General features: G+C 71.9%; 18 protein-coding genes and 3 pseudogenes. 9 read left to right on the top strand and 12 right to left on the bottom strand.

Going from position 1 to position 23,407, the window contains the following annotated elements:
• Positions 1 to 116, top strand: a pseudogene (locus QIT00_RS08680) (IS5/IS1182 family transposase); the annotation flags it as partial.
• A gap of 619 nt (positions 117 to 735) precedes the next feature.
• On the opposite strand, the gene QIT00_RS08685 reads toward QIT00_RS08680, so the two are convergent.
• Positions 736 to 1,647 (bottom strand): alpha/beta hydrolase family protein, encoded by a 912-nt coding sequence (locus tag QIT00_RS08685; protein ID WP_282534561.1) that lies wholly within the window; start codon positions 1,645 to 1,647, stop codon positions 736 to 738.
• 102 nt (positions 1,648 to 1,749) lie between these two features.
• Here QIT00_RS08685 and QIT00_RS08690 point away from each other — a divergent pair, with 102 nt between their 5' ends.
• A complete protein-coding gene (locus tag QIT00_RS08690) occupies positions 1,750 to 2,319 on the top strand; it encodes a TetR/AcrR family transcriptional regulator (protein ID WP_282534562.1) in 570 nt (189 codons plus the stop codon).
• 558 nt (positions 2,320 to 2,877) lie between these two features.
• Positions 2,878 to 3,033: a hypothetical protein gene (locus QIT00_RS08700; RefSeq protein WP_282534563.1), complete on the top strand. Its 156-nt coding sequence runs from the start codon at positions 2,878 to 2,880 to the stop codon at positions 3,031 to 3,033.
• 105 nt (positions 3,034 to 3,138) lie between these two features.
• Here QIT00_RS08700 and QIT00_RS08705 read toward each other — a convergent pair whose 3' ends face one another.
• From QIT00_RS08705 to QIT00_RS08725, 5 genes are read right to left on the bottom strand one after another with little or no spacing between them, the layout of a single operon-like run.
• Positions 3,139 to 3,672, bottom strand: coding sequence for an SIS domain-containing protein (locus QIT00_RS08705; RefSeq protein ID WP_282534564.1), 534 nt, complete (start codon positions 3,670 to 3,672; stop codon positions 3,139 to 3,141).
• Between the two features lie 11 nt (positions 3,673 to 3,683).
• Positions 3,684 to 4,751, bottom strand: coding sequence for an NAD(P)-dependent alcohol dehydrogenase (locus QIT00_RS08710; RefSeq protein WP_282534565.1), 1,068 nt, complete (start codon positions 4,749 to 4,751; stop codon positions 3,684 to 3,686).
• A complete protein-coding gene (locus QIT00_RS08715; RefSeq protein WP_282534566.1) occupies positions 4,748 to 5,425 on the bottom strand; it encodes a beta/alpha barrel domain-containing protein in 678 nt (225 codons plus the stop codon). Before QIT00_RS08715 ends, QIT00_RS08710 begins: the two co-directional genes overlap by 4 nt.
• Positions 5,422 to 6,909 (bottom strand): xylulokinase, encoded by a 1,488-nt coding sequence (gene xylB / locus QIT00_RS08720; protein WP_282534567.1) that lies wholly within the window; start codon positions 6,907 to 6,909, stop codon positions 5,422 to 5,424. The genes QIT00_RS08715 and xylB overlap by 4 nt, the downstream gene beginning before the upstream one ends.
• A 29-nt stretch (positions 6,910 to 6,938) precedes the next feature.
• Positions 6,939 to 8,387 carry a sugar porter family MFS transporter gene (locus QIT00_RS08725; RefSeq protein WP_282534568.1) on the bottom strand — a complete coding sequence of 483 codons (1,449 nt, stop codon included), beginning with the start codon at positions 8,385 to 8,387 and terminating at the stop codon, positions 6,939 to 6,941.
• 195 nt (positions 8,388 to 8,582) lie between these two features.
• Here QIT00_RS08725 and QIT00_RS08730 point away from each other — a divergent pair, with 195 nt between their 5' ends.
• Positions 8,583 to 9,536, top strand: coding sequence for a sugar-binding transcriptional regulator (locus tag QIT00_RS08730; RefSeq protein ID WP_282534569.1), 954 nt, complete (start codon positions 8,583 to 8,585; stop codon positions 9,534 to 9,536).
• A gap of 184 nt (positions 9,537 to 9,720) precedes the next feature.
• On the opposite strand, the pseudogene QIT00_RS08735 reads toward QIT00_RS08730, so the two are convergent.
• Positions 9,721 to 11,144 (bottom strand): annotated as a pseudogene (locus QIT00_RS08735) (amidase).
• 20 nt (positions 11,145 to 11,164) lie between these two features.
• Between QIT00_RS08735 and QIT00_RS08740 the strand changes: the two are divergent.
• The 3 genes and pseudogenes from QIT00_RS08740 to QIT00_RS08750 all read left to right on the top strand — a co-directional run.
• A pseudogene (locus tag QIT00_RS08740) lies at positions 11,165 to 11,720 on the top strand (DUF885 family protein); the annotation flags it as partial.
• A gap of 959 nt (positions 11,721 to 12,679) precedes the next feature.
• A complete protein-coding gene (locus tag QIT00_RS08745) occupies positions 12,680 to 13,660 on the top strand; it encodes a LysR family transcriptional regulator (protein WP_282534570.1) in 981 nt (326 codons plus the stop codon).
• A 75-nt stretch (positions 13,661 to 13,735) separates the two neighbouring features.
• Positions 13,736 to 14,917: a S1 family peptidase gene (locus QIT00_RS08750; RefSeq protein WP_282534734.1), complete on the top strand. Its 1,182-nt coding sequence runs from the start codon at positions 13,736 to 13,738 to the stop codon at positions 14,915 to 14,917.
• Between the two features lie 280 nt (positions 14,918 to 15,197).
• Here QIT00_RS08750 and QIT00_RS08755 read toward each other — a convergent pair whose 3' ends face one another.
• Both QIT00_RS08755 and QIT00_RS08760 read right to left on the bottom strand, forming a co-directional pair.
• Positions 15,198 to 15,596, bottom strand: coding sequence for a RidA family protein (locus tag QIT00_RS08755; protein ID WP_282534571.1), 399 nt, complete (start codon positions 15,594 to 15,596; stop codon positions 15,198 to 15,200).
• Positions 15,593 to 16,825, bottom strand: coding sequence for an acyl-CoA dehydrogenase family protein (locus QIT00_RS08760; RefSeq protein ID WP_282534572.1), 1,233 nt, complete (start codon positions 16,823 to 16,825; stop codon positions 15,593 to 15,595). The genes QIT00_RS08755 and QIT00_RS08760 overlap by 4 nt, the downstream gene beginning before the upstream one ends.
• Before the next feature lie 111 nt (positions 16,826 to 16,936).
• On the opposite strand from QIT00_RS08760, the gene QIT00_RS08765 reads away from it, so the two are divergent.
• Positions 16,937 to 18,547 (top strand): AMP-binding protein, encoded by a 1,611-nt coding sequence (locus QIT00_RS08765; protein WP_282534735.1) that lies wholly within the window; start codon positions 16,937 to 16,939, stop codon positions 18,545 to 18,547.
• 34 nt (positions 18,548 to 18,581) lie between these two features.
• The gene (locus tag QIT00_RS08770; RefSeq protein WP_282534573.1) at positions 18,582 to 19,406 is read left to right on the top strand and encodes a PaaX family transcriptional regulator; all 825 of its coding nucleotides are present in this window, start codon (positions 18,582 to 18,584) and stop codon (positions 19,404 to 19,406) included.
• 100 nt (positions 19,407 to 19,506) lie between these two features.
• Here the strand turns inward: QIT00_RS08770 and QIT00_RS08775 are convergent, their stop codons facing one another.
• From QIT00_RS08775 to QIT00_RS08785, 3 genes are all read right to left on the bottom strand, one after another.
• Positions 19,507 to 20,163 carry a hypothetical protein gene (locus tag QIT00_RS08775; protein WP_282534574.1) on the bottom strand — a complete coding sequence of 219 codons (657 nt, stop codon included), beginning with the start codon at positions 20,161 to 20,163 and terminating at the stop codon, positions 19,507 to 19,509.
• A 99-nt stretch (positions 20,164 to 20,262) separates the two neighbouring features.
• Positions 20,263 to 22,539, bottom strand: a complete 2,277-nt coding sequence (locus QIT00_RS08780; protein ID WP_282534575.1) for a bifunctional salicylyl-CoA 5-hydroxylase/oxidoreductase — start codon at positions 22,537 to 22,539, stop codon at positions 20,263 to 20,265.
• A gap of 2 nt (positions 22,540 to 22,541) precedes the next feature.
• Entirely contained in the window at positions 22,542 to 23,372 is an 831-nt protein-coding gene (locus QIT00_RS08785; protein ID WP_282534576.1) for an enoyl-CoA hydratase family protein, read from the bottom strand.
• Between the last annotated feature and the right edge of the window lie 35 nt (positions 23,373 to 23,407).

Raw genomic sequence — 23,407 nt, forward strand, 5'->3', positions numbered from 1 at the left:
CCGGCTACCGCAGACTCAACCACCGCTACGAACGGAAACCGGGCAACTACCTGGCCTTCCTCGGACTGGCAGCCGCGCTCTGCTGCTACAAACGGCTCCTCAAACTGACCATGTAGGACACGGTCTAAGCAGAGAACCTGTTCGGCCGCGGCGCCGACGGACAGCTTCAACCGGGCCCAAGGGTCGCGGAGTTGCCGGGCAACGGTCCGCTGATCGACCGCACGTTCCGGCTCTCGCGCAGACGGCCGCCCTCGCCGGGCACACCGTCTCCGTGGTGCGCGCGCCCGGATTCCAGAGCGTCTGCGTCGAGGTACGGATGGGACAGCATCCGCTGCTGCTCACCCCGCGTACGGGACCGGTGCATCCGCTGTCCGACAGGGCGGGGGCCTCGCCTTCCTGCGCGTCACCTGCCCGAGGAATCCGCACGTGCCCTGCCCGCCCGGTACGCCCACCAGGGAGCTGATACGGACACTCCTAGCGAGCCCCTGGCCGAGGCGGCGGCCGCAGGGCGGGACAGCGTTGGCGTCGTACTGCTCGGCGGCCCAGACAGTCGTACTGCTCGGCGACCCAGACAGCAGCACGCACGAGAGCAGGACCAGTCGCACCAGTGGTACGGGGCCCGGCTCGCACCGGGAAGCGGCCCAATGTGCGCGTCGGCGCCGCCTCGGTGCCGAACTCCGCCCCGCTCGCTGCTGACCGCCGAGTGCGCCCCGGCGGTCAGGCTTCAGGCTGAGCTCACTTGCTGGTGAGGCTCCACGTACCGTCGCTGCTTTCGGCGGTGCTGTTGAGGGCGGTCCACTTGGCGTCGTCGAGGTGGAGGGCTGCGCGGAGGTAGGCGGAGATCGTATCGGCTGTGCGGGCGACACGGGCGGGGTCCTCGTCGGTGGTCTCGGCGACCTTCTCGCCGACGATTCCGCCCATGGTGTGCTCGGCCTCGGTGATGCTGAGCAGGCTCTTGGGCGCCGGGCTGAGGTGGTAGGCGTCGGTGAACCACTCCGGCCCGCGGGTGGAGAGCTGCGAGTCGTCCTTGCCGCCCGCGACGACCAGGGCCGGGGTGGTCATGGTGGAGAAGTCCGGCTTCATGAACGGAAGGTTCTCGGCGGCGAACGGGGTGAGGGTGTCGCCGGTCCCCGTCGCCCCGATCAGCGCGCCGGCCGAAACCGCGGGGTGGGAGAAGTCCTGGCCCGCGACACCCTCGGCGTCCAGCACGCGCGCACCGAGGAGGGCGCCTGCGGTCTGGGCGCCCCAGGAGTGGCCGACCACGGCAGTGCGCTCACGGTCGGCGCGGGTCTCCAGGCCTGCCTGGGCCAGGATCTCTGGGAGGTGGTCGAGGACTGCGTGCAGGTCGGTGATCCGTACGCGCCAGATGGTGGCGAAGCGGGGGTCGTCCCAGGCGATGGCGTTGCGCCGGGAGTCCAGGTGGGTGGGCTGCACCACGGCGAATCCGGCGGCGGCCCACCGGTCGACGAGGGGCTCGTACCCGTCCAGTGACCACGCGTTCCCGTGGGAGAAAACGATCACAGGCAGGTTCCGGCCCGACCGGGGTGCGGTGACCTTTACCTGAAGGTCAATGCCGCGCCCGGGCGAGGGAACAACGATGGGCTTGACCGAGACGATCTGCTGGCTGAGCGAGTGGGACGAGGACATGAGGGTCCTGCACTTTCTATGAGTACCGGGATGCCATAATTTGGCGGAGCGCTGTTCCGCCAAATTAGCGGAACGTTGTTCCGCGAGCAATGGGAGGCATCCGTGCCGGAGTCGGTCGGGGTACGCCAAGCACAGGCTCAGCGCACCCGCAGTGGTGTGCTGGAGGCCGCTGCGGCAGTCTTCGTGGACCGGGGCATCCAGGCGCCCGTCCGCGACATCGCCGAACGCGCCGGCGTCGGTGTCGGCACGGTCTACCGCAACTTCCCGACCCGCGCGGATCTCGTCACTGCCGTCTACCGGCACCAGATCGACGCCTGCACCGCTCTCGCGCCCCGGCTTCTTGAGGAATCCGCCTCGCCGTTCACCGCTCTGGCCCTGTGGACGGACGCGTTCGTGGACTTCCTGGTGACCAAGCACGGCCTCAGCGCGGCGCTGGGGTCCGGTGACCCAGGACTGGAGAACCTCCACGCCCTCATGCTCGACACCCTGGTCCCGGCCTGCGCGTCCCTGCTGGACGCCTGCGCCGCCACCGAGGAACTGCGCCCCGGTGTCGCCGCCTACACGCTCCTGCGCGCCATCGGAAACATCTGCATCACCGGCCCCGACTACGGCCAGGCCGACGCCAAGGACATGGTCGCCCTCCTCCTCGCCGGATGCCGCAGCAAGGTATGACGGCTCGATCGGTCGACCGCCCGGCAGAACCTCGTCCTGGACGCAGCCGGGGTCGAGGACCCGGTCGTCTTCGAGGAGGACCCGGGAAGCTCCAGCCGCCTCCACCCCCTCCAGCGCCCGAAGTTCCGCGAGCTGCTGAACTACGCGCGCGCCCGGGCGACATCGTGCACATCTCCGAGATGTTCCGCCTCGTTAGGTCCATCGCGGAGAACGCGGCGTCGTGGATGTGCAGGGCGAGGCGGTCGCGGTGGAGGACATCGAGCACGTCGAGGATGTGCCCGGTGCCGCGTTAGCACATCACCGACGGTCAGGAAGACGTCCCTGCCCCGGAGCTGCCGGTCACCCTCAACATGCCAGGCAAGGTCGCCGACTTCCTCCGCGCCGCCGAGCTGGATCCCGCCGAACGAGCCGTACTCGACCAGGGCGTCACCGTAAGGGCGCGGCCAGGGATACACCCTGCGCGTCAGCACCACCCCGGCCGTCCACCACCAGCTCCTCGCCCGCTGCCAGCCCCTCGACGGCGGCCAAGGCATCCCGGCGGCGCCAACGGCTATACCGATGTTCCCCGAGGCCGAACTCGGCTTCTCCATAGGCGAATCCGCACTCGCCCTCGTCGCTCATCTTCCGGACCGGCTCGCAGGCCCGGCCTTGCTCGACGAGGTGTCCCCTGCCCTGGCCGATCTCGGGCGGCGGGCGGGCGCAGTGCGCTCGTAAGGACCGGGGCGTACGTACTCGATCGCCGGACGCCTCGATTCGAACCGTCCGGCGATTGCGTACGGCCCCGCAGGGCGACAGCGCGGGACGTGAAATGGGCCCCGCCTACTGCAGGTTGGTGTGCCGTGCCTGCATCGCGCCGTGGACGCCGGGGGTCGCGGCCGTGATGTCGAGGATCAGCGCGTCGAGCAGCAGCAGTGCGCTCTGCTCGAACAGCGAGCCGCCGAACTGGTTCGACCCGGCCGTCGGCACCTCGATCACGGCGTTCGCGAGGCCGGCGAGAGAGCTGTCGCCGCGGGTCGTCACGGCGAGCAGGTGCGCCCCCGAGGCGCGGGCCAGGTGGGCGAGGTGGAGGGTCACGGGCGTCTCGCCGGATCCGGAGATCATGATCAGCCCATCGCCCTCGCCGATCGACGGCGCGGTGGCCTCCCCGACGGCGTGTGCCTCGAAGCCTGCGTGCATCAGGCGCATCGCGGACATCTGCGCGACGAGCCCCGAGCGGCCCTGCCCGGAGCAGAACCAGCGGCGCCCCTGGACGGTGAACATGGCTGCGGCGCGGGCCATTTGGGCATCGGAGACCTCCGACAGTGCGCCGGAGATCTCGTCCCGCACCGTGAACCAACTGGTGGAGGTGTTCATGGTGGATTCGTTCACAGGTACACAACCGTCTTGAGGGAGCCTGGGGTGAGGTCGGCGTTGAGCGCGTCCTCGGCGTGGTCGAGGTCGAAGCGGCCGGTGACGAGCGAGCCCAGGTCGACCTGCCCGGCCGCGGCCAGCTGAGCGGCGACGGGCCAGGTGTCGGTGTAGCGGAAGACGCCGGTCACCTTGAGTTCGCGGTTCTGGATCACCGGGATGGGCAGGGGCACGTCGTCGGCGCCCATGCCCACGAGTACGACGGTGCCCGCGCCGCGTACCGCCGTGATGCCGGACCGGACGGCCGGGGTGGCGCCGGAGCAGTCGATGAAGGCGTCCACGCCGAGGTCGGCTACGGAGTCGGTCATCGGGTCGAGCGTGCTCGTCGCGCCGTACCGCTCGGCCATCGCGCGCCGCTCGGCCACCGGGTCGGAGACGATCACCTCACTCGCGCCGAACGCCTTCGCGGACTGGGCGGCGATGACGCCGATCGGTCCAGCTCCTGCGATCAACACCCGTGATCCGGGGGCGACTTCGGCCTTGCGGCTGGCCCAGATGCCGACCGAGAGGGGTTCGAGGAGCGCGGCGACGTCGTCGGTGAGCGTGTCCGGCACGGGGTGGGCGAACGGCGCCTGGATGGTCACGTACTCCTGGAACGCGCCGTCGACCGGCGGGGTCGCGTAGAACTCCATGTGCGGGCAGAGGTTGTAGCGGCCCGCCGCGCACTGGGCGCAGACGCGGCAGGGGCGCTGCGGTTCGATCGCGACGCGCTCGCCGATCCGGGTGTCGGGCACGGCCGCTCCGACGGCGACGACGCGGCCCGAGACCTCGTGGCCGAGGACGAGGGGCGCGTCTACGACGAAGTCACCGATCCGGCCTTCGCGGTAGTAGTGCACGTCCGAGCCGCAGACGCCGACGGACGCCACCTGGATGAGGACTTCGTCGTCGGCGGGGACCGGCACCGGCCGTTCCTCGACGCGGATCCGGCCCTTGGCGACCAGGACGGAGGCGCGCATGGTGCGGGGGATGTCCGCGCTTCCGGTGACCGTGCTTCCGGTGACCGCGCTGCCGATGGTCGTGCTCATGGGGTGTCCTCCTTGCGGGATGGCGTGGTGAGGTCGAAGAGGCGCCGTCCGATGACGATGTAGGTCGCGCCGGCGGCGAGCACGCGGTCGAGGTTGTCCTCGCCGACGCCGCCGTCGACTCCGACCGGGGTGGTGGGCGCGGCCTGGCGGACCTTGCCGAGCAGTGCCGGGTCCGAACTGCCGCGGGTGCCGGGCTCGATGAGCATCACGAGCAGCCCGTCGACGTACGGCAGGACGTCGGCGCACGACTCAAGGGACGTGTCCGGGGCGAGGGCGAGCCAGGGGCTGACGGCGCTCGCGCGGATGGTCTCGGCCACGGCCGGGGCGTCCGGCACGCCCTCGTACGGGAACGTGATGCGGGCGATCCCGGGGCGGCTGACGGCGTCCAGCGCGTCCAGGGCGCCCGCTGTCAGCAGGTGGACGTCGACGGGGCCGGTCCCGGCGTCGGCGAGGTCGCGGATCTGGTCGACGCCGACTCCGGTGCGCCGGTCTGCGAAGACGTCGGCGTGCACCCAGTGCTGCTGGTCGGCGAGCAACTGGGCGGCGGCCGGGCGGTGTTGGGGCGGGACCGCGTACAGGCTCCCGGCCAGGGCGGCGCCGGGGCTGTTCCGTACCCGGTCGGCCAGTTCCGTGTTGAACGGACAGGTGGCCGTGCAGGCAGACAGGCCGGTCATCGTTGCGCCTGCCCGTCGAAGCCGGTCCAGTCGGCGACGGTCAGATACCGGTCGAGGAGCTGTTCGCGCAGGTCGGCGGTACCGGGGCGAGGCGTCGCGACGGTTTCGGTGCGCGGCGCCCATGCCTGGCGGAGCTCGCGTACGCCGGTGCCGGTGAGTACGGCCGCGGACTGGATGGCGGCGCCGCGGGCGGTCGCCTCGTCGGCGTCCGCGGGGTCGGCGATGACCACCTCGCGGCCCGTCAGATCGGCGAGGATCTGCCGGTACGCCGCCGAGCGTGCGCCGCCGCCGGTGATCAGGACCTTCCCTGAGGTGGCGATGCCTGCGGCGTTCATGTTCGCCTCGCCGCGCAGCAGGCCGAGTACGACGCCGTCGTGCGCGGCTCGGGCGATCTCCTCGCGGGTGGTGGCGGAGGTGATCCCGGCGAGCATGCCGCTGGCGGTGGGGCGGTTCGGTTTGCGTTCGCCGTCGAGGAACGCCGCGAGCACCGGGCAGCGCAGCGGGTCCGCCGTGAGCGCGAGGCGGCCCAGTTCCTTGTGGTCGACGCCGAGGATTCCGGCAGCCCAGTCGGTGACGCGGGCGGCGTTGAGCGTGGACACCAGCGGCAGGTAGCCACCGGCGCAGTCGGCGACGCCGTCGACGAGCCCGGAGGTGTCGAAGACCGGGTCCAGGGAGGTGGTGAAGACGACGCCCGAGGTGGCGATGGTGTAGACGACGTCGCCGGGCTCGACCGCGAGCCCGAGCCCGGCCGCGTGCTGGTCACCACCGCCCGGACCGATGACGACGTCCGGACGCAGACCGAGGGCGCTCACGGCCTGCGGCGTGATGCCACCGGCCGGCTCGTCCGGGCCGAGCACCTCGGGCAGCGTCGAGGACCAGTCGCGTACCGGGTCGACGAGTGCGAGGTACTCGTCCAGATACCGGTGTTCCGCGGCGCTCCAGTAGCCCGTACCGGATGCCTCGGAGCGGTCGGTGACGTGCCGGCCGGACAGGCGCAGCGTCAGCCAGTCGTGCGGCAGGCAGATGCGGGCGAGGCGGGCGAAGTTCTCCGGCTCGTGCTCGGCGAACCAGGCGAGCTTGCTCAGCGTGAACGCGGACGTCGGCAGCGAGCCGACCGCCTTCACCCAGGAGTCCGCGCCGATCCGCGCGCGCAGCCGGTCGAGCTGGGGCGCGCTCGTGGTGTCGTTCCAGAGCTTGGCCGGGCGGATCACCTCGCCGTCGACGTCAAGCGGCACCAGGCCGTGGCACTGCGCGGCGACGGAGATCGCGGCGATGTCCGTCCTGTCGACGGCGGCGTGCGTCACCGCCGCGTCCAGGGCGTGCTCGAACGCGCTCCACCACTTCGACGGATGCTGCTCGCTGCGGGGCGCGAACGCGGGCGGGTGCGGCGCCGAGCCGCTGCCCAGCAGCCGTCCGCTGTCCAGATCGCGCAGTTCGACCTTGCACGACTGGGTCGAGCTGTCGACCCCGACGACTACAGGCACGGGGAGAACTCCTTTGCTACGTAGATCGGTTACTGACCGACGGTCCGGCGGGCGGCGCGCGGCTGGAAGGTGCCGTCGTGCAGCGAGTTCTCGATCTCTTCCAGAGTGCGCCCCTTGGTCTCCGGGACGCAGCGCAGGACGAAGAAGAACGCGAACACGGAGACGGCCCCGTACAGCCAGAAGGTGCCCGAGGCGCCGATCGCGCCGATCAGGGAGAGGGCGGTGAGGCTGACCAGGAGGTCGGACGTCCACATGGACACGGAGGCGAGTCCGGTGCCCTTGCCGCGTACGGCGAGCGGGATGACCTCCGAGTTCAGCAGCCAGATGACCACGGAGAGGCTGCCGCCGTTGAAGGCGATGTACGCGAGCATGGCCGCCACGACCACCCAGCGCTCTCCGCCCGTGGGGTCTCCCCCGATGAAGGCGGCGCCGAGGACGACGAGCGCGACGACCGAGGCGGGGATGAACAGCAGCAGGAGCCGTCGGCGTCCGACCCGGTCGACCATGAAGGTGCCGACGACGGTCATCGCGACGAGCACCACGCCGACCCCGATGGTGGCGAGGATCGAGGCGGACTTGCCGAAGCCGGAGTCGGTGAGGATGGTCGGCGCGTAGTAGATCACCGCGTTGATGCCGGTCAGCTGACACAGGACCGAGATGCCGACGGCGGCGGTAAGCGCGGGGCGCACCCAGCGCTGACGCAGGTCGGCCCAGCTGCCGCCCGCCTCCTGGTGCACCGACTCGATCTCGGTGACTTCCCGGGCGGCGGTGGCGTGGTCCCCGCGGATCCGGGCAAGAACGCCGCGCGCCTCGTCCTGGCGCCCCTGGGATACGAGCCAGCGCGGGCTCTCGGGAAGTCTGAGCATTCCGGCGAAGAGCACGACACCCGGTATGACGGCGAGCGCGAACATCCACCGCCAGTGCCCCTGGATGCCGTAGCCGACCAGATAGGAGACCAACTGGCCGCCCGCGATCATCAGTTGGAACAGCACCACGAGGGAACCGCGGCGCTCGGCCGGTGCGACCTCGGCGATGTATACGGGCAGGATCTGCGTGACCGCGCCGACGGCGAGGCCGAGCACGAACCGCGTGATGACGAGCGAGGCGGCGTCGGGCGCGACGGCGGTGCCGATCGCGCCGACCACGAAGAGGATCGCCACCGCGAGGACCGTGCGCCTGCGTCCGAACCGGTCGGAGATCGGCCCGCTGCCGAGCGCGCCGACGATGCCGCCGACCAGGATCGCGCTGGTCACCAACTGTTTGCCGAACGTGCCGAGCCCGAACTCGGCGCTGACGTCGAGCAGCGCCGACGAGATGATCCCGGTGTCGTACCCGAAGAGCAGTCCGCCGAGCGCCGCGATGGCGACCACGAACAGCATGAAGCGCGCGCTGTTCGCGGGCGGCGGGCCCGTCGGGGTGCTGGTGATGACTGCGGAACTGTGTGATTCCCGGCTCGCATGCCGTTCAACAGTGTCCACTTCTCCTCCTCCACTTCGAGGACGGCCCTGAGGGCGCTCGGCCCGGCCGTGTTTCACCGACATGAAATGCTCGCGTTGCCCATACGTCAAAACCCCCGCCCATATGGGCGCGAGGTGGCGGTAGGCTGGTGATCGCATTACACGGTGGAAGCCAGACGAAGCCAGACGAAGCCAGAGGAAGCCAGAGGAGGCCATATGGGTCCGGCAGAGCTCGTCCAGGCGACGGCGATCGCGCGGCAGTACTACGTGGAGGGCATGACGAAGGTCGAGATCGCCGACTTCCACGGCCTCTCGCGGTACAAGGTGGCCCGCATCCTGGAGGCGTGCCGCACCGAGGGCATCGTCCGGGTCGAGATCAACGGCGGCGCCGCGATGGACACCGAGCTGTCCGAGCGGCTGCGTACGCACTTCCGGCTCAAGCACGCCCTGGTGGCGTCCGGCCCCTTCGACGACGTGCCCGCGCTGCGCGCCGCCCTCGGCCGCGCGGCCGCCGACCTGCTGACGGAGATCGTGACGGAGGACGACGTGCTCGGCGTCGCCTGGGGCCGCACGCTCGACGCCATGGCCCAACGGGTGAACGGCCTGCCGCCCTGCCGGATCGTGCAGATGACCGGCATCGCCGGAGCGATCCACGCCAGCTCCGTGGACCTGGTCCGCCGCCTGACCTCGGTCTCCGGCGGCCCACACCACCCCATCTACGCGCCGCTGGTGGCCTCCGACCCCGAGGCCCTGCGCGTCATGCAGCGCCAGCAGGGCATCCAGGCCGCCGTCTCCCGCTGGCGCACCATCACGGTCGCGGCCGTCGCCGTCGGCGCCTGGGACCCGACCGGATCCCAGGTCCACCGCGTCCTCACCGAGAGCGAACGCGCCGAACTCGACAGCCTCGACACCGTCTGCGAGATCTGCTCGATCCCCCTCGACGCCGACGGCCGCCCGGTCCGCTCGACCCTCACCGAACGCACCATGGCAATCCCCTACGCCGACCTCGTACGCATCCCGGAAGTGATCGCGGTGGCGGGCGGCGAAGCCAAGACCGACGCCGTACGGGCGGCCCTGCGCGGTGGAGTGATCACGTCACTGGTCACCGACTCCGCCGTGGCAGCGAAACTGCTTGCCGAGGAGCCCGCCACTGAGGAGCCTCGGCGCTGACGACGTGACGCTCGCTTCGCCGCCCTGGACGGCCCGTGACCGGCGCCTGCGCGGGCACGGTCCTGTCACCCGTGGCCCAACTCGTGGTGAGGCTCCCCCTTCGGCGCGGTGGGAGCGGGCGGCGTGCTGGACATGATCGATCTGTCCGTATGCGTGGCACAAGACCGACGTGAGGACTGGGGAATCAGGCGGGACTGGCGAAGGCTGACGGGCGCAGCGTGCCCAGGGCGGCCTCGATCACCTGGGCGGCGCCGAGTGCGCGGTCCTCGCGGTGGTGTGGAGCGATGAGTTGCACGGCGCAGGGCAGTCCGCTGGGGCCCAGGCCGGCGGGGATGCTGATCGCTGGGTGGCCGGTGTCGTTGAAGACGGAGGTGTACGCGATCGGAAGGGTCCCCTCATGCACCGCCGCCACATCCGGGCCCTCCGCGGGCCATGCGGTGGTGGGTACGGTCGGCATGAGCAGCAGGTCGTACCGTTCGAAGAGCTCGGCCGTCCACTGGTCGAGCTGCCCCCGGTGCGTCCAGTAGGCGGCGAAGTCGTTGAGCGTGAGGGTGCGGCCTGTATCGAGTACGTCGGCGAACCACGGTTCGAAGTCGCCGCGTCGGGCGGTGAAGTCGTCGAGGACGCCGAGGAGTCGGTTGCAGGCCAGGACTTTCTGGCGCAGCAGGAAGGGTGCGGGGAAGTCTGCGGCCCCGGGCAATCCCAACTCGTCGTCCTGGACGTCGTGGCCGTGGTCTCGCAGGAGGTCGGCCGCTCGCTCCAGGGCATGCAGCATCTCGGGCCGGGGGGAGGATATGCCGAGGGTGCGCAGGACTCCCACGCGCAGCACGGGCAGAGGCTTGTCGAGGCTGTCCATGTACGGGGTTGTCGGTGCGGGCAGTGAGTTCGGGTCGGCCGGGTGGTAGCCGGCGGCGACGTCGAGATGCAGTGCGGTGTCGTGGACGGTGCGGGCCATGCCGGTGAGGCATGCGTGCTGCGGCCAGCACGGCTGGCGGGAGGGGCCTTGAGGGATACGGCCCCGGCTCGGCTTGAGGCCGACGATTCCGCACAGTGCCGCGGGAATGCGGGTGGAGCCGCCGCCGTCTCCGGCGGTGCCGAGCGCAATGAGCCCGGCTGCCACGGCTGCTGCGGCGCCGCCGCTGGAACCGCCTGGTGTCCGTTCCAGGTTCCATGGGTTGCGGGTGATGCCGAAGGCGTCGTTGGCGGTGTGTACGCCGGCGCCGATCGGGGGCAGGTTCGTTTGCCGATGATCAAGGCGCCGGCGGCGCGCAGTCGGGCGACGTGAATGCTGTCATGGGTGGCCGGAAGGCTGTCGCGGTAGGCGCTGGTGCCTCGGCTGGTGGGGAAGCCTTCCGCGTCTTCGAGGTCCTTGACGAGGACGGGCAGGCCGGCGAGAGGGCCGGTGTCTTCGCCGCGGGCGATCCGTGCGGTGAGGGAGGCGGCTTCGGTGAGTGCCCGTTCGGCGTCCAGGGCGACGACGGAGTTGAGCTCGGTGTCGGCGGTTTCGATCCGGTCCAGGGTGTGGCGCATGAGCTCTTCGGGCGACAGCTCGCGGCGCCGTATGAGGGCGGTGAGTTCTGTTGCGGAAGCGAAGGACAGGTTGGTCATGGCAGGACAGGCTCCTGTGCGGTGTGCCCGGCCACCACCTACAAGTCGCGCAGTGGACCCACGTCGGCACGGACCGGCTCACCCGCTTCCAATCCTCCACCGGTGTCGTCAACGCCAACGTCGAAGGATGGGCCCTGTACGCCGAACGTCTCATGGACGAACTCGGCTTCCTGACCCGCCCCGACTACCGCCTCGGCTACCTCCAGGCCCAGATGCTGCGCACCGTCCGCGTCATCATCGACATCGGCATCCACCTGAGCCTGCCCATACCCGACGACGCCGCCCCCCCGGTCCGGAGAACGGTGGACCCCCCAAGCGGCGGGAGCATTCCTGCGGCGCAACTGCGCCCGCCCCCGCTCGTTCATCGACGCCGAACTCCTGCGCTACCAGAGCAACCCCGGCCAGGCCATCGGCTACGAACTCGGCGAACGGGCCTGGCTGAGCGGCCGGGCGGCGGCCCACCATGCACACACCCGGCACGGCGGCCGATTCGACATCAAGACCTGGCACATGGCAGCACTGTCCCAGGGGCCCCTCGGACTCGACGACCTCACCAACGAACTGGCAGCGCTCTAGCGGACCGACGCGCGGACAGCATTCTCGACGCCGCGCTTTCTCGAACGACGACGAGCCCGGATCCGGTGCCTGATTGGGCGCGCGCAGGGGGCATTTCGAGACGGAAGCGCGCGTGCAGGGCCGGAAGGGGCGCACGCAGAGTCGACGGCCAACCAGACACGCCCGGCGCACGAGCCCGCACAAGCCTCGGAGGGCCGCACGCTCGCTGGTACGGACGACACCCCGGCATGCACTCCAATCCGCTTTCCCCGCGTTGCCGACCTGTCTGATCCTGGTAGCGGACGGTGCGGATGACCTTCGCCGAATACGCCGAGAACCGGCGCGCCTGGCAACGCCAGATCGTCGACTACTCCACCGGCAGGATGGCTCGGCCAACGCAACACCGAAACCACCTACCGCGCCTACCGACACCTCATGCCCGCATCCCTCACACGAGCCAGAAACGCCCTCGATCGCACCCTCGCCACCTGAACCCAGCTGGCACACCTATGCCCCGCCGGAATCAATCAACCGCCCCACTGACGAAACATCAACGTCCCACACAGCCAGGTCCCGTCCGACGCCAGCAGCAAGGCCGCCGACGTCGACAGAACAACCTGAGCATCACCCTGCCACCCCCAGACAGGTGATCTGACGCTGACGCACCGTCAGACAAGTCAGCAAGTGGTCAGCAGGCGCCTGCCGCAGCCACCCACACCTGCACGGCCAACGGGCCGAAGTGGGGGGCGATCCCTCAGGGCGCGGGTTGTCTCGGCGTTGGCCAGGCATGGGATCTCCAGAGCGGAGCGGGCGGCCCAGGAGCGGAGGTCTTAGCGCCGGGTGTGCTCCCCGCCCCTCACGCATGCTTCCGCTGCCAGAGTCAGGAGTTCGGATGCGGGAGCCGTGCGCACCCCCGGCTTCCTTCGTAGGTCTGGACCAGACTCTTGCCCAGACCCGGGCGCAGCCCTCAAGCTCCCCTCATGGAGCTTGAGTTGCGTCACCTCAAGACGATCCGGGCCATCGCCGACGCGGGCAGCCTCACCCGGGCGGCCACCGCTCTCGGGCTCGCCCAGCCCGCGCTCAGTACGCAGCTGAAACGCATCGAACGGGCCCTCGGCGGGCCGCTGTTCGAGCGCGGGCGGCAGGGCGTGCGGGCGACCGCGCTCGGGGAGCTGGTGCTCGCGCGGGCGCGGATCGTGCTGCCCGCGGTGAGCGAGCTGCAGCAGGAGGCCGTGCGGTTCGCGCGGACCTGGGACCGACGGGGCGAGCTGACCATCGGCGGTACGCACGGGCCGTTGCTCGGCGGGCTCGTGGACCGGCTCGCGGACTCGGCGCCGGGGCAGCGGGTGTCGACGCGTACGTCCTGGTCGGAGCGCGAGATCGCCGAGTACGTGGTGGCGGGGCGGCTCGACTTCGCGCTGATCGGGGCCTGCGGGGTCGCGCCGCCGCCCGGTGGCGGGACGTTGGTGTGGCGGGAGGTGGCCGTCGACCCGGTGTTCGTGATGCTCGCCGACAGCCATCCGCTGGCCGGCCGGAGCGAGGTCGAGCTGGCCGATCTGGCCGCCGAGGACTGGACGGACGTACCGGGCGACGGCTGCTTCGCCGACTGCTTCGCCGCCGCCTGCGCCCGCGCGGGCTTCACACCCGCCGGGGTGTACGAGACGGACACCGCGTCCTGCGTGCATCTGGTGCAGGTCGGCCGGGCGGTGGGGCTGTGCCGGGCGACGTTCCCGACCACGCCCGGGATGGTCACGCGGCCGCTCACCGGGTCGCCGCTCACCTGGCGGCATCTGCTGGGCTGGCACCCGGCGGCGCAGCCCGCGCAGCCGGCTTCGTCGGTGTTCACGCAGACCTGCGCCGCGCACGCGACCGCCGCCGCGCGCAGCGACAGCTACACGGCCTGGCTGACCCGCCCGGACGGCCGGGACCGGGGGCATAACACCGGGCAGAGGGTCAACTGACAGCTCCCGGCGCTCTGTCGGGGCTCCTAGGTTTCGGCACGTCCCCCACCGATTCCGAGGAGAGTCCCCATGCTCCTGCTCCGCAGACATGCCCTGGCCGCGTGTGCCGCCCTCGTCACGGTCGGCGCGCTCGCCCTCGCCGGTCCGGCCACCGCTCAGCCCGATCCGGTATCCGCCGCGCCCTCCGCGGCCGACACCCAGAACGTCGACCGCACCTCCCCCGCCGTACTCGACGCGATGAGCCGCGACCTCGGCCTGACCCGCGCGCAGGCCGAGGACCGGCTCGTCAACGAGGCCGAGGCGGGGGCCGTTTCGGGCCGGCTGCGGTCCGCCCTCGGCGGCGACTTCGCGGGCGCCTGGGTGTCCGGCGCCGACTCCGCGCGCCTGACCGTGGCGACCACCGACCCCGCCGACGTGCGGGCCATCACCGCGCAGGGCGCACGGGCCGAGGTCGTGCGGCACGCGCTGGCCGACCTGGACGCCGCGAAGGCCAGGCTCGACAAGGCGGCCCGCGCGAGCGACACACGGGACGCGCCCGTCTGGTACGTGGACGTACGCTCCAACTCCGTTGTCGTCCAGGCCGTTCGGGCCGAGGCAGCCGAGAAGTTCCTGGCCGCGGCGGAGGTGCGGCCCTCGATGGCGCGGATCGACTCGACCACGCAGCGGCCGCGCGCGCTGTACGACCTGCGGGGCGGCGACGCGTACTACATGAACGGCAGCGGGCGCTGCTCGGTCGGGTTCCCGGTCACCAAGGGCGATCAGCAGGGCTTCGCCACGGCGGGGCACTGCGGCCGGCCGGGGACGACCACCAGCGGCTACAACCAGGTCGCGCAGGGCACGTTCCAGGCGTCCACGTTCCCCGGCCGGGACATGGCATGGGTGGCGACCAACTCGCAGTGGACCGCGACGCCTTACGTGAAGGGGCAGGGCGGCGCGAACGTCCGGGTGACCGGGTCGACGCAGCAGCCGGTCGGCGCGTCCATCTGCCGTTCGGGCTCGACCACGGGCTGGCACTGCGGCACGATCCAGCAGCACAACACGAGCGTCACGTACCCCGAGGGAACGATCAGCGGGGTGACGCGCACCTCGGTGTGTGCCGAGCCGGGTGACTCCGGCGGCTCGTACATCTCGGGCAGCCAGGCGCAGGGGGTGACGTCGGGCGGCTCGGGCAACTGCCGCTCGGGCGGCACGACGTTCCACCAGCCGATCAATCCGTTGCTGCAGGCGTATGGGTTGACGTTGCGCACTACGGGGTGACGGGTCCGCACCGCCGTCCGGGGCGGGGCGGGGTACCTGGGGCTGCCGCCCCCGGCCCCGCTCCTTCTGTCCCCTAACCCGCCCCTTCCCGAAAGACTGCCGTCGGCACGGGGGCCAGCCCCCGGACCCCCTCCCCCAAGCTCTCGGCTTCGCTCGAGCAGGGGGGACCCCCATCTCAAACGCCGGAGGGGCTGATTTTTCAGCCCCTCCGGCGTTTGAGGAGGCCCGTCCGGCAGGACTTTCGGGAAGGGGCGGGTAGGGGAAACAAAGCCCCCGCGCCCTACTCCAGCACCGCCACCCCGTCCAGCTCAACCAAACACTCCTCGTCCCACAACCGCACCGCCCCGATGACCGCCATCGCGGGATACTCGCGGCCCGCCAACCTCCGCCAGATGCGGCCGAGTTCGGGAGCGTGGGCGCGGTAGTCCGCGACGTCCGTGGCGTAGACCGTGACGCGGGCGAGGTGGGAGGGCGTGCCGCCCGCCGCGTGGAGGGCCGTCAGCAGGTTGCCGAGGGCGCGCTCGAACTGCTCCGGGAGCGTGCCGGGGACGGGCTTGCCGTCGGGGTCGAGGGCCGTCTGGCCCGCGAGGAAGACGAGCCGGGAACCGGTGGCGGTGACGGCGTGCGAGAAGCCGGTGGGCGGGGAGAGTTCGGCGGGGTTGACGCGTTCCGGGCTCACTCGGCGGCCTCCTCGGCGAGCTGCGCGTACAGCTCCTTGGCGATGATGGTGCGCTGGACCTCCGTGGCGCCCTCGTAGATGCGCGGGGCGCGGACCTCACGGTAGAGGTGTTCGAGCAGATGGCCGCGCTGCAGGGCGCGGGCGCCGTGGAGTTGGACGGCCGCGTCGACGACCTGCTGTGCGGTCTCGGTGGCGAGGAGTTTCGCCATCGCGGCACGTCGGGGCACGTCGGGATCACCGCGGTCGTACGCCGCGGCGGCCGCGTACACGAGGAGGCGGGCCGCCTCGGTGCGGGTGGCGAGTTCGGCGACCTGGTGGGCCACCGACTGCAGGTCCTTCAACGTGCCGCCGAACGCCCGGCGTTGGGACGTGTGAGAGACGGTCGCGTCGAGCGCCGCCTGCGCCATCCCGACCGCGAACGCGCCGACGCTCGGCCGGAACAGGTTGAGCGTGCCCATCGCGACGCGGAAACCGCGGTCGACCTCGCCGATCAGGTCGTCGCGGCTCACCCGCACGCCGTCGAAGGTGAGGGTGCCGATGGGGTGCGGGGAGATCATGTCGAGCGGGGTGCCGGTGAGGCCGGGGCGGTCCGCGGGGACGAGGAAGGCCGAGACGCCTCGGGCGCCCGCGCCCGGCGTGGTGCGGGCGAAGACGGTGTAGAAGTCGGCCTCGGGGGCGTTGGAGATCCAGCACTTCTCGCCGGTGAGCCGCCAGCCGTCCCCCTCCCCGCCCCCGGACCCGGACCTGGACCCGCCTCCGGCCCCGGCCCCGGACCCGGACCCCGACCCCGACCCCGACCCCGACCCCGACCCCGACCCAGGGTCCCGTTCCGCGGCGAGCGCGAGGGCCGCCGCGTCGGAGCCCGCGTCCGGCTCGCTCAGCGCGAAGGCGGCGACCGCGCTCCCCTCTCTGACCTGCGGCAACCAGCGGGCGCGCTGGGCGGGCGAGCCGTGCGCGTGCACGGGGTGTGCGCCCAGGCCCTGCAGCGCGAGCGCGGTCTCGGCCTCCGTACAGCCGTACGCGAGGGACTCGCGCATCAGGCACAGTTCGAGCGAGCCGGAGCTGAACAGCCGTTCCAGCAGGCCGAGTTCGCCAAGGGCCCGGACCAGCGGGCGGTTGATGCGGCCCGGCTCCCCGTCCTCGGCCAACGGCCGCAGGCGCTCGGCGGCCAGGGCGCGCAGCTCGGCACACCACTGGAGTTCCTTCGGATCGAGCGCGAATTCTGACACCGACACGCCTCCTTGCGGCGGAGTTATCGCGATGCGTTGACTGTCGTCACCAACACGATACGCTCGATGGGCGACGCCACCACCGTCCTCGGCACTTCTGAGGGGCGCACGATGGAGCTGACAACCTCGGCCCACGCCGACACCTTCCCCCGCGACCACCTTCCCCCGCACGACCAGTGGCCGCACCTGGACTTCGGACTGCCCGAGCTGCAGTACCCGGAGCGACTGAACAGCGCGACCGAACTCCTGGACCGCACGGCGGACCGCCTCGGTGCGGACCGCCCCGCGTTCCGCACCCCCACCGGCACGGTCTGGTCGTACGGCGAGCTCCAGGACCGGGTGGACCGCATCGCGCGGGTGCTCACCGGCGAGCTCGGTGTGCGGCCCGGCAACCGCGTGCTCCTGCGCGGGCCGACCACGCCCTGGCTCGCGGCCTGCTGGCTGGCCGTCCTGAAGGCGGGCGCGGTCGCCGTCACCGTGCTCGCGCAGCAGCGGGCCGCCGAGCTGGCCACGGTCTGCGAGATCGCCCGGGTCGAGCACGCGCTGTGCGACGCGCGGCACGTCGAGGACCTGGCCAGGGCGGAGGTCCCCGGGTTGCGGATCACGCCGTTCGGTGGTGAGGGCCCGGACGACCTCGTGCAGAGGGCGGCCCGGCAGGATGGCGGGTTCACCGCCGTGGACACTGCCGCGGACGACGTGGCCCTGATCGCGTTCACCAGCGGGACGACCGGCCGGCCCAAGGGCTGTATGCACTTCCACCGGGACGTCCTCGCGATCGCCGACACCTTCTCGGCGCACGTCCTGCGGCCCACCCCGGACGACGTCTTCGCGGGCAGCCCGCCGCTCGGCTTCACGTTCGGGCTCGGCGGTCTGGTGATCTTCCCGATGCGGGTCGGCGCCTCGACGCTGCTGCTCGAACAGGCGGGCCCCAAGCAGCTGTTGCCCGCGATCGCCGAGCACCGGGTGTCGGTCCTGTTCACGGCGCCGACCGCGTACCGCGCGATCCTCGACGAGGTCGACCACTACGACCTCTCCTCGCTGCGGCGCTGCGTCTCGGCGGGCGAGAACCTGCCCGAGGCCACCTGGGACGCGTGGCGGGAGCGGACCGGTCTGCGCATCATCAACGGCATCGGCGCCACGGAGCTGCTGCACATCTTCATCTCCGCCGCCGACGACGCGATCCGCCCCGGCCGCACCGGTCTGCCCGTGCCGGGCTGGCAGGCGCGGATCGTCGACGGGCAGGGGAAGCCCGTGCCGGACGGCGAGCCCGGTCTGCTCGCGGTGCGCGGCCCGGTCGGCTGCCGCTATCTCGCCGACCCGCGCCAGCGGGAGTACGTACGCGACGGCTGGAACCTCACCGGGGACACGTACGTCCGCGAGCCGGACGGCTACTTCCGGTACGTGGCCCGCGCGGACGACATGATCATCTCGGCCGGGTACAACATCGCGGGCCCCGAGGTGGAGGACGCGCTCCTTCGGCACCCGGACGTCGTGGAGGCGGCGGTGGTGGGCCGGCCGGACGAGCTGCGCGGGCAGAGCGTCGTCGCCCATGTGGTGCTGCGGGACGGGGTGCCGCGCACGGAGGCGACCGTCGCGCTGCTGCGGGACTTCGTGAAGGCCGAGCTGGTGCCGTACAAATGCCCGCGCGAGATCGTCTTCCCGGACGCGCTGCCGCGCACGCCCACCGGGAAGCTGCAGCGCTTCCGCCTGCGGACGCCCTGATCGCGGCCGGGACGCAGGGTTCTAGAGTGATCACGTGGCAGAGCTGCACACTCCGCGGTCCCTGATCGTCACGTACTACGGCGCGTACGGCCGTCGCACGCCCGGTCCCGTACCGGTGGCCGAACTCATCCGGCTGCTCGGCGCGGTCGGCGTCGACGCGCCGTCCGTGCGCTCCTCGGTGTCCCGGCTCAAGCGGCGCGGCCTCCTCGAACCGCAGCGCACGGCCGACGGCGCCGCCGGGTACGCCCTGTCCGCGGACGCGCGCCAGCTCCTGGACGACGGCGACCGGCGGATCTACCCGCGCGAGCAGCCGCGGGGCGGCGACGGCTGGGTGCTAGCGGTGTTCTCCGTACCGGAGTCGGAGCGGCAGAAGCGGCATGTGCTGCGCTCCCGGCTCACCGGCCTCGGCTTCGGCACCGCCGCGCCCGGCGTGTGGATCGCCCCCGCCAGGCTCTACGAGGAGACCCGGCACACCCTGGAGCGGCTCCAACTCTCCGCGTACGTCGACCTGTTCCGCGGCGACCACCTCGGGTTCGCCGCGACGGCCGACGCGGTGGCGCGCTGGTGGGACCTCGCCGCCCTCGCCGAGCGGCACGAGCGGTTCCTCGCGGCGCACGAGCCGGTCCTGCACGCCTGGCAGTCGCGCGACGACACCCCGCCGGAGGCGGCGTACCGCGACTATCTCCTGGCCCTGGACACCTGGCGCCACCTGCCGTACGTCGATCCGGGCCTGCCCGCGCCGCTGTTGCCGCCCCACTGGCCGGGCGAGCGGTCGGCGCGGGTCTTCGCGGCCCTGGACGCGCGGCTGCGGGAGGCCGGGGCCGCGTTCTGCAACGCGCCGGACAACGCGGGGAGTTGAGGCCCGCGCGGGGTGCGGCGCGGGCCTCCGGTCAGGGCGGGGTGCGGCGCGGGCCTCCGGTCAGGGCGGGGTGCGGCGCGGGCCTCCGGTCACGGCGGGGTCAGCCGGCGACCTTCCACACCAGCGGCTTCTGGCCCTCGATGTCGCCGCCCCAGCGCACGTACAGCGGCTTGCCCTCGGGCGCGACGAAGATGTCGCAGGGCCGGTCGGTGGTGCCCTTCTTGAACTTGCCGGACGGGACGTCCGGGTCCACGCCGGGGCACTTGGCGAAGTCGTCGAGCATGTTGATGCCCTGGGCCGGCTGGTTGGGGCCGACGAGCGCGTCGTCCTCGTTGCCCCAGGTCGGGATCCACGGCTCGGCGCCGCCCTTCGAGGTGAAGGACATCGTGACGTAGTACGGGACCATGCCCTCGGTCTCGACGCCCTTCAGGTCGAAGCCCTTGAAGTCGTCCCAGGAGCCCTTGACGGTCTTCTCCGGCTTGATCTCCAGCTTCGTCGACTCGCCGTCGTCCTCGAACGTCGCCTCGGCGGACTCGCTCGGGTCCATCGCCTGGGCGAGCCCCTCGTCCTCGGCGGCGCCCGCGTCACCGGCACCGCCCGCGCCGCCCGTCGTGCCCTCGCCGGTGGTGGACTCGGAGGACTCGTTCGACGGGGTGGTGGGCGCGCCCATCGGGTCCTCGTCGTTGTTGCACGCGGTCAGAGCGAGCGTCAGGACGGCCGCCGCCGCGATCGCCCGGGCGGTGGTGTTCGTACGCATACGACTGTTCCCCCATGATTGTTGTGCTCATTGCAAAATAGCCAGACGACTGTAACGCGCCTGGCGGCGAGGGCAGTCAGGGGGGTTCGGCCGCCGCGTTCAGTCCAGGGTGAGCCGTGGCTTCGGACCGTCCGTGCGGCCGGTCTGGGGGCGGCGGCTGCCCGCGCGGTACTGCGCCGGCCACTGGACGCCCGGCCCCGTGTAGCCCTGTTCGGCGGCGGCGTGCAGGGTCCAGTGCGGGTCGTAGAGGTGCGGCCGGGCGAGGGCGCACAGGTCCGTACGGCCCGCCAGGATCAGGGAGTTGACGTCGTCCCAGGACGAGATCGCCCCGACCGCGATCACCGGGATACCGGCCTCGCCGCGGATCCGGTCGGCGTACGGGGTCTGGTACGAGCGGCCGTACGCGGGCTGCTCGTCGGCGACGACCTGGCCGGTCGAGACGTCCACCGCGTCGGCGCCGTGGGCGGCGAAGGCGCGGGCGACCGCCACGGCGTCCTCGGCGGTGGTGCCGCCCTCGGCCCAGTCGGTGGCGGAGATCCGGACGGTCATGGGCCGCTCGTCCGGCCACACCTCCCTTACGGCGTCGAAGACTTCGAGGGGGAAGCGCAGCCGGTTCTCCAGGGAGCCGCCGTAGGCGTCGGTGCGCCGGTTGGTGAGCGGGGAGAGGAAGCCGGAGAGCAGGTAGCCGTGGGCGCAGTGGAGTTCGAGGAGATCGAAGCCCGCCTCCGCCGCGTACCGGGCCGCCTGCGTGAACTCCTCGCGGATCAGGGGCAGTTCGGCGGTGGTCAGCTCGCGCGGGACCTGGTTGACGCCCGGGCGGTACGGGAGCGGGGACGGGGCGACCAGGGGCCAGTTGCCCTCGTCGAGGGGGTCGTCGATGCCCTCCCACATCAGTTTGGTGGAGCCCTTGCGGCCGCTGTGGCCGAGCTGCAGGCCGATGGCGGTGCCGGGCGCCCGGTCGTGCGCGAAGTCGGTGATCCGGCGCCAGGCGTCGGCCTGTTCGGCGTTCCACAGTCCGGCGCAGCCCGGCGTGATCCGTCCCTCGGGGCTGACGCACACCATCTCGGTCATGACGAGTCCGGCGCCGCCGAGTGCGCGGGCGCCGAGGTGGACGAGGTGGAAGTCGCCGGGCACGCCGTCCACGGCGGAGTACATGTCCATCGGCGAGACGACGACGCGGTTGCGCAGCTCCAGCTCGCGCAGCCGCAGCGGCGTGAACATGGGCGGCGTTCCGGGCGGGCAGCCGAACTCGTCCTCCACCTTGCGCGTGAACTCCGGGTCGCGCAGCCGCAGGTTGTCGTGCGTGACCCGGCGGCTGCGGGTCAGCAGGTTGAAGGCGAACTGCCGCGGCGGCTGCTCGACGTACCGGCCGATCTCCTCGAACCACTCCAGGCTCGCGCGGGCAGCGCGCTGCGTGGAGGCGACCACGGGGCGCCGCTCGGCCTCGTACGCGGCGAGGGCCTCGGGCAGCGTGGGCTGTTCCTCGACGCAGGCGGCGAGGGCGAGCGCGTCCTCGACGGCGAGCTTGGTGCCGGAGCCGATGGAGAAGTGCGCGGTGTGGGCCGCGTCCCCGATGAGCACGCGATTGCCGTACGACCAGCGCTCGTTGACGACCGTACGGAAGGTGGTCCAGGTGGAGTTGTTGGAGCGCAGGGGGCGGCCTTCGAGGGCGTCGGCGAAGAACTTCGCGCACCGTTCGACGGACTCCGCCTCCCCGAGCCCCTCGAATCCGGCGGCCCGCCAGACCTCTTCGCGCATCTCGACGATGACGGTGGAGGATTCCGGCTCGTACGGGTACCCGTGCAGCTGCATCACGCCGTGCTCGGTCTCGGCGATCTCGAAGCGGAAGGCGTCGAAGGCGAAGTCGGCGGCCAGCCAGATGTACCGGCAGCGGTGCTCCTCGATCCGCGGGCGGAACACCTCGGCGTGTGCCGTACGGGTCGCGCTGTGCACGCCGTCGGCGGCGATGACCAGGTCGTACGCGCTGCTCAGGGTTTCCGCGGGCGGGGCCTCGGTGGAGAAGCGGAGCTCGACGCCGAGTTCGCGGCAGCGGGCGTGCAGGAGTTGGAGGAGGCGGCGGCGGCCGAGTGCGGCGAAGCCGTGGCCGCCGGAGGTGTGGTGCCTGCCCCGGTGCACGATGTCGATGTCGTCCCAGCGGACGAACTCGGCCTGCAGCGCGGCGTAGACGGCCGGGTCGGCGTGTTCGATGCCGCCGAGGGTCTCGTCGGAGAGGACGACGCCGAAGCCGAAGGTGTCGTCGGGCGCGTTCCGCTCCCACAGGGTGATCTCGCGGGCCGGGTCGAGGCGTTTGAGCAACGCCGCCGCGTAGAGCCCGCCGGGTCCGCCACCGATGACGGCGACACGCAGAGCCGCCATGGTCAGCGCCCCTGCCACTTGGGGGCGCGCTTCGCGGTGAACGCCGCGTGGAACTCGGCGTAGTCCGCGCCGTTCATCAGATGCGCCTGGGTGGCCGCGTCCATCTCGACGGCGGCGGCGAGCGGCATGTCGAGCTCGGCGGTGAGCAGCGCCTTGGTCTGCGCGTACGCGAGGGCGGGGCCTTCGGCGAGGTGGTGGGCGAGTTCCTGGGCGCGTGCGTCGACGTGGCCCTCCTCGGTCAACTCGCTGATGAGGCCGATGCGTTCGGCCTCGGCGGCGCGCACGGTGTCGCCGAGCATGAGGAGGCGCGTGGCGTGGCCGAGACCGACGACGCGGGGCAGCAGATACGCGGCGCCCATGTCGCCGCCGGAGAGGCCGACGCGGGTGAAGAGGAACGCGAAGCGGGCCGTGGGGTCGGCGATGCGGAAGTCGGAGGCGAGCGCGAGCACGGCCCCGGCTCCGGCGGCGACCCCGTGCAGGGAGGCGACCACCGGGAAGGGGCACTCGCGCAGGGCGCGGACGACCTGGCCGGTCATGCGGTTGAAGTCGAGGAGCTGGGAGGTGTCCATGGCGAGGGTGGCGCCGATGATCTCGTCGACGTCACCGCCGGAGCAGAAGCCGCGCCCCTGACCGGCGAGCACGAGGGCGCGCACGGACTTCTCCCGGGAGAGTTCGGCGAGCAGATCGCGCAGGTCGGCGTAGGCGCCGAAGGTGAGCGCGTTGAGTCTGTCGGGGCGGGCCAGGGTGATGGTGGCGACGCCGCTGTCGTCCGTGGTGAGGCGGATGTGCTGCCACTCGGGGGTGCGTGCTGCGGATCCGGTGAAGGGACTCATCGTGCGCGGCCTCCTTCGGCCGTCGTGGGTCACCG

This window comes from Streptomyces luteolus, assembly GCF_029968015.1.
In the GTDB taxonomy this organism is placed as follows: domain Bacteria; phylum Actinomycetota; class Actinomycetes; order Streptomycetales; family Streptomycetaceae; genus Streptomyces; species Streptomyces luteolus.

Bases quoted from the DNA above. Each gene is read 5' to 3' on its own strand.
- QIT00_RS08785 (WP_282534576.1), bottom strand. From the start codon at position 23,372: ATGAGTCCCTTCACCGGATCCGCAGCACGCACCCCCGAGTGGCAGCAC.
- QIT00_RS08685 (WP_282534561.1), bottom strand. From the start codon at position 1,647: ATGTCCTCGTCCCACTCGCTCAGCCAGCAGATCGTCTCGGTCAAGCCC.
- QIT00_RS08780 (WP_282534575.1), bottom strand. From the start codon at position 22,539: ATGGCGGCTCTGCGTGTCGCCGTCATCGGTGGCGGACCCGGCGGGCTC.
- QIT00_RS08715 (WP_282534566.1), bottom strand. From the start codon at position 5,425: ATGACCGGCCTGTCTGCCTGCACGGCCACCTGTCCGTTCAACACGGAA.
- QIT00_RS08745 (WP_282534570.1), top strand. From the start codon at position 12,680: ATGGAGCTTGAGTTGCGTCACCTCAAGACGATCCGGGCCATCGCCGAC.
- QIT00_RS08775 (WP_282534574.1), bottom strand. From the start codon at position 20,163: ATGCGTACGAACACCACCGCCCGGGCGATCGCGGCGGCGGCCGTCCTG.
- QIT00_RS08765 (WP_282534735.1), top strand. From the start codon at position 16,937: ATGGAGCTGACAACCTCGGCCCACGCCGACACCTTCCCCCGCGACCAC.
- QIT00_RS08705 (WP_282534564.1), bottom strand. From the start codon at position 3,672: ATGAACACCTCCACCAGTTGGTTCACGGTGCGGGACGAGATCTCCGGC.
- QIT00_RS08700 (WP_282534563.1), top strand. From the start codon at position 2,878: ATGTTCCCCGAGGCCGAACTCGGCTTCTCCATAGGCGAATCCGCACTC.
- QIT00_RS08710 (WP_282534565.1), bottom strand. From the start codon at position 4,751: ATGAGCACGACCATCGGCAGCGCGGTCACCGGAAGCACGGTCACCGGA.
- QIT00_RS08730 (WP_282534569.1), top strand. From the start codon at position 8,583: ATGGGTCCGGCAGAGCTCGTCCAGGCGACGGCGATCGCGCGGCAGTAC.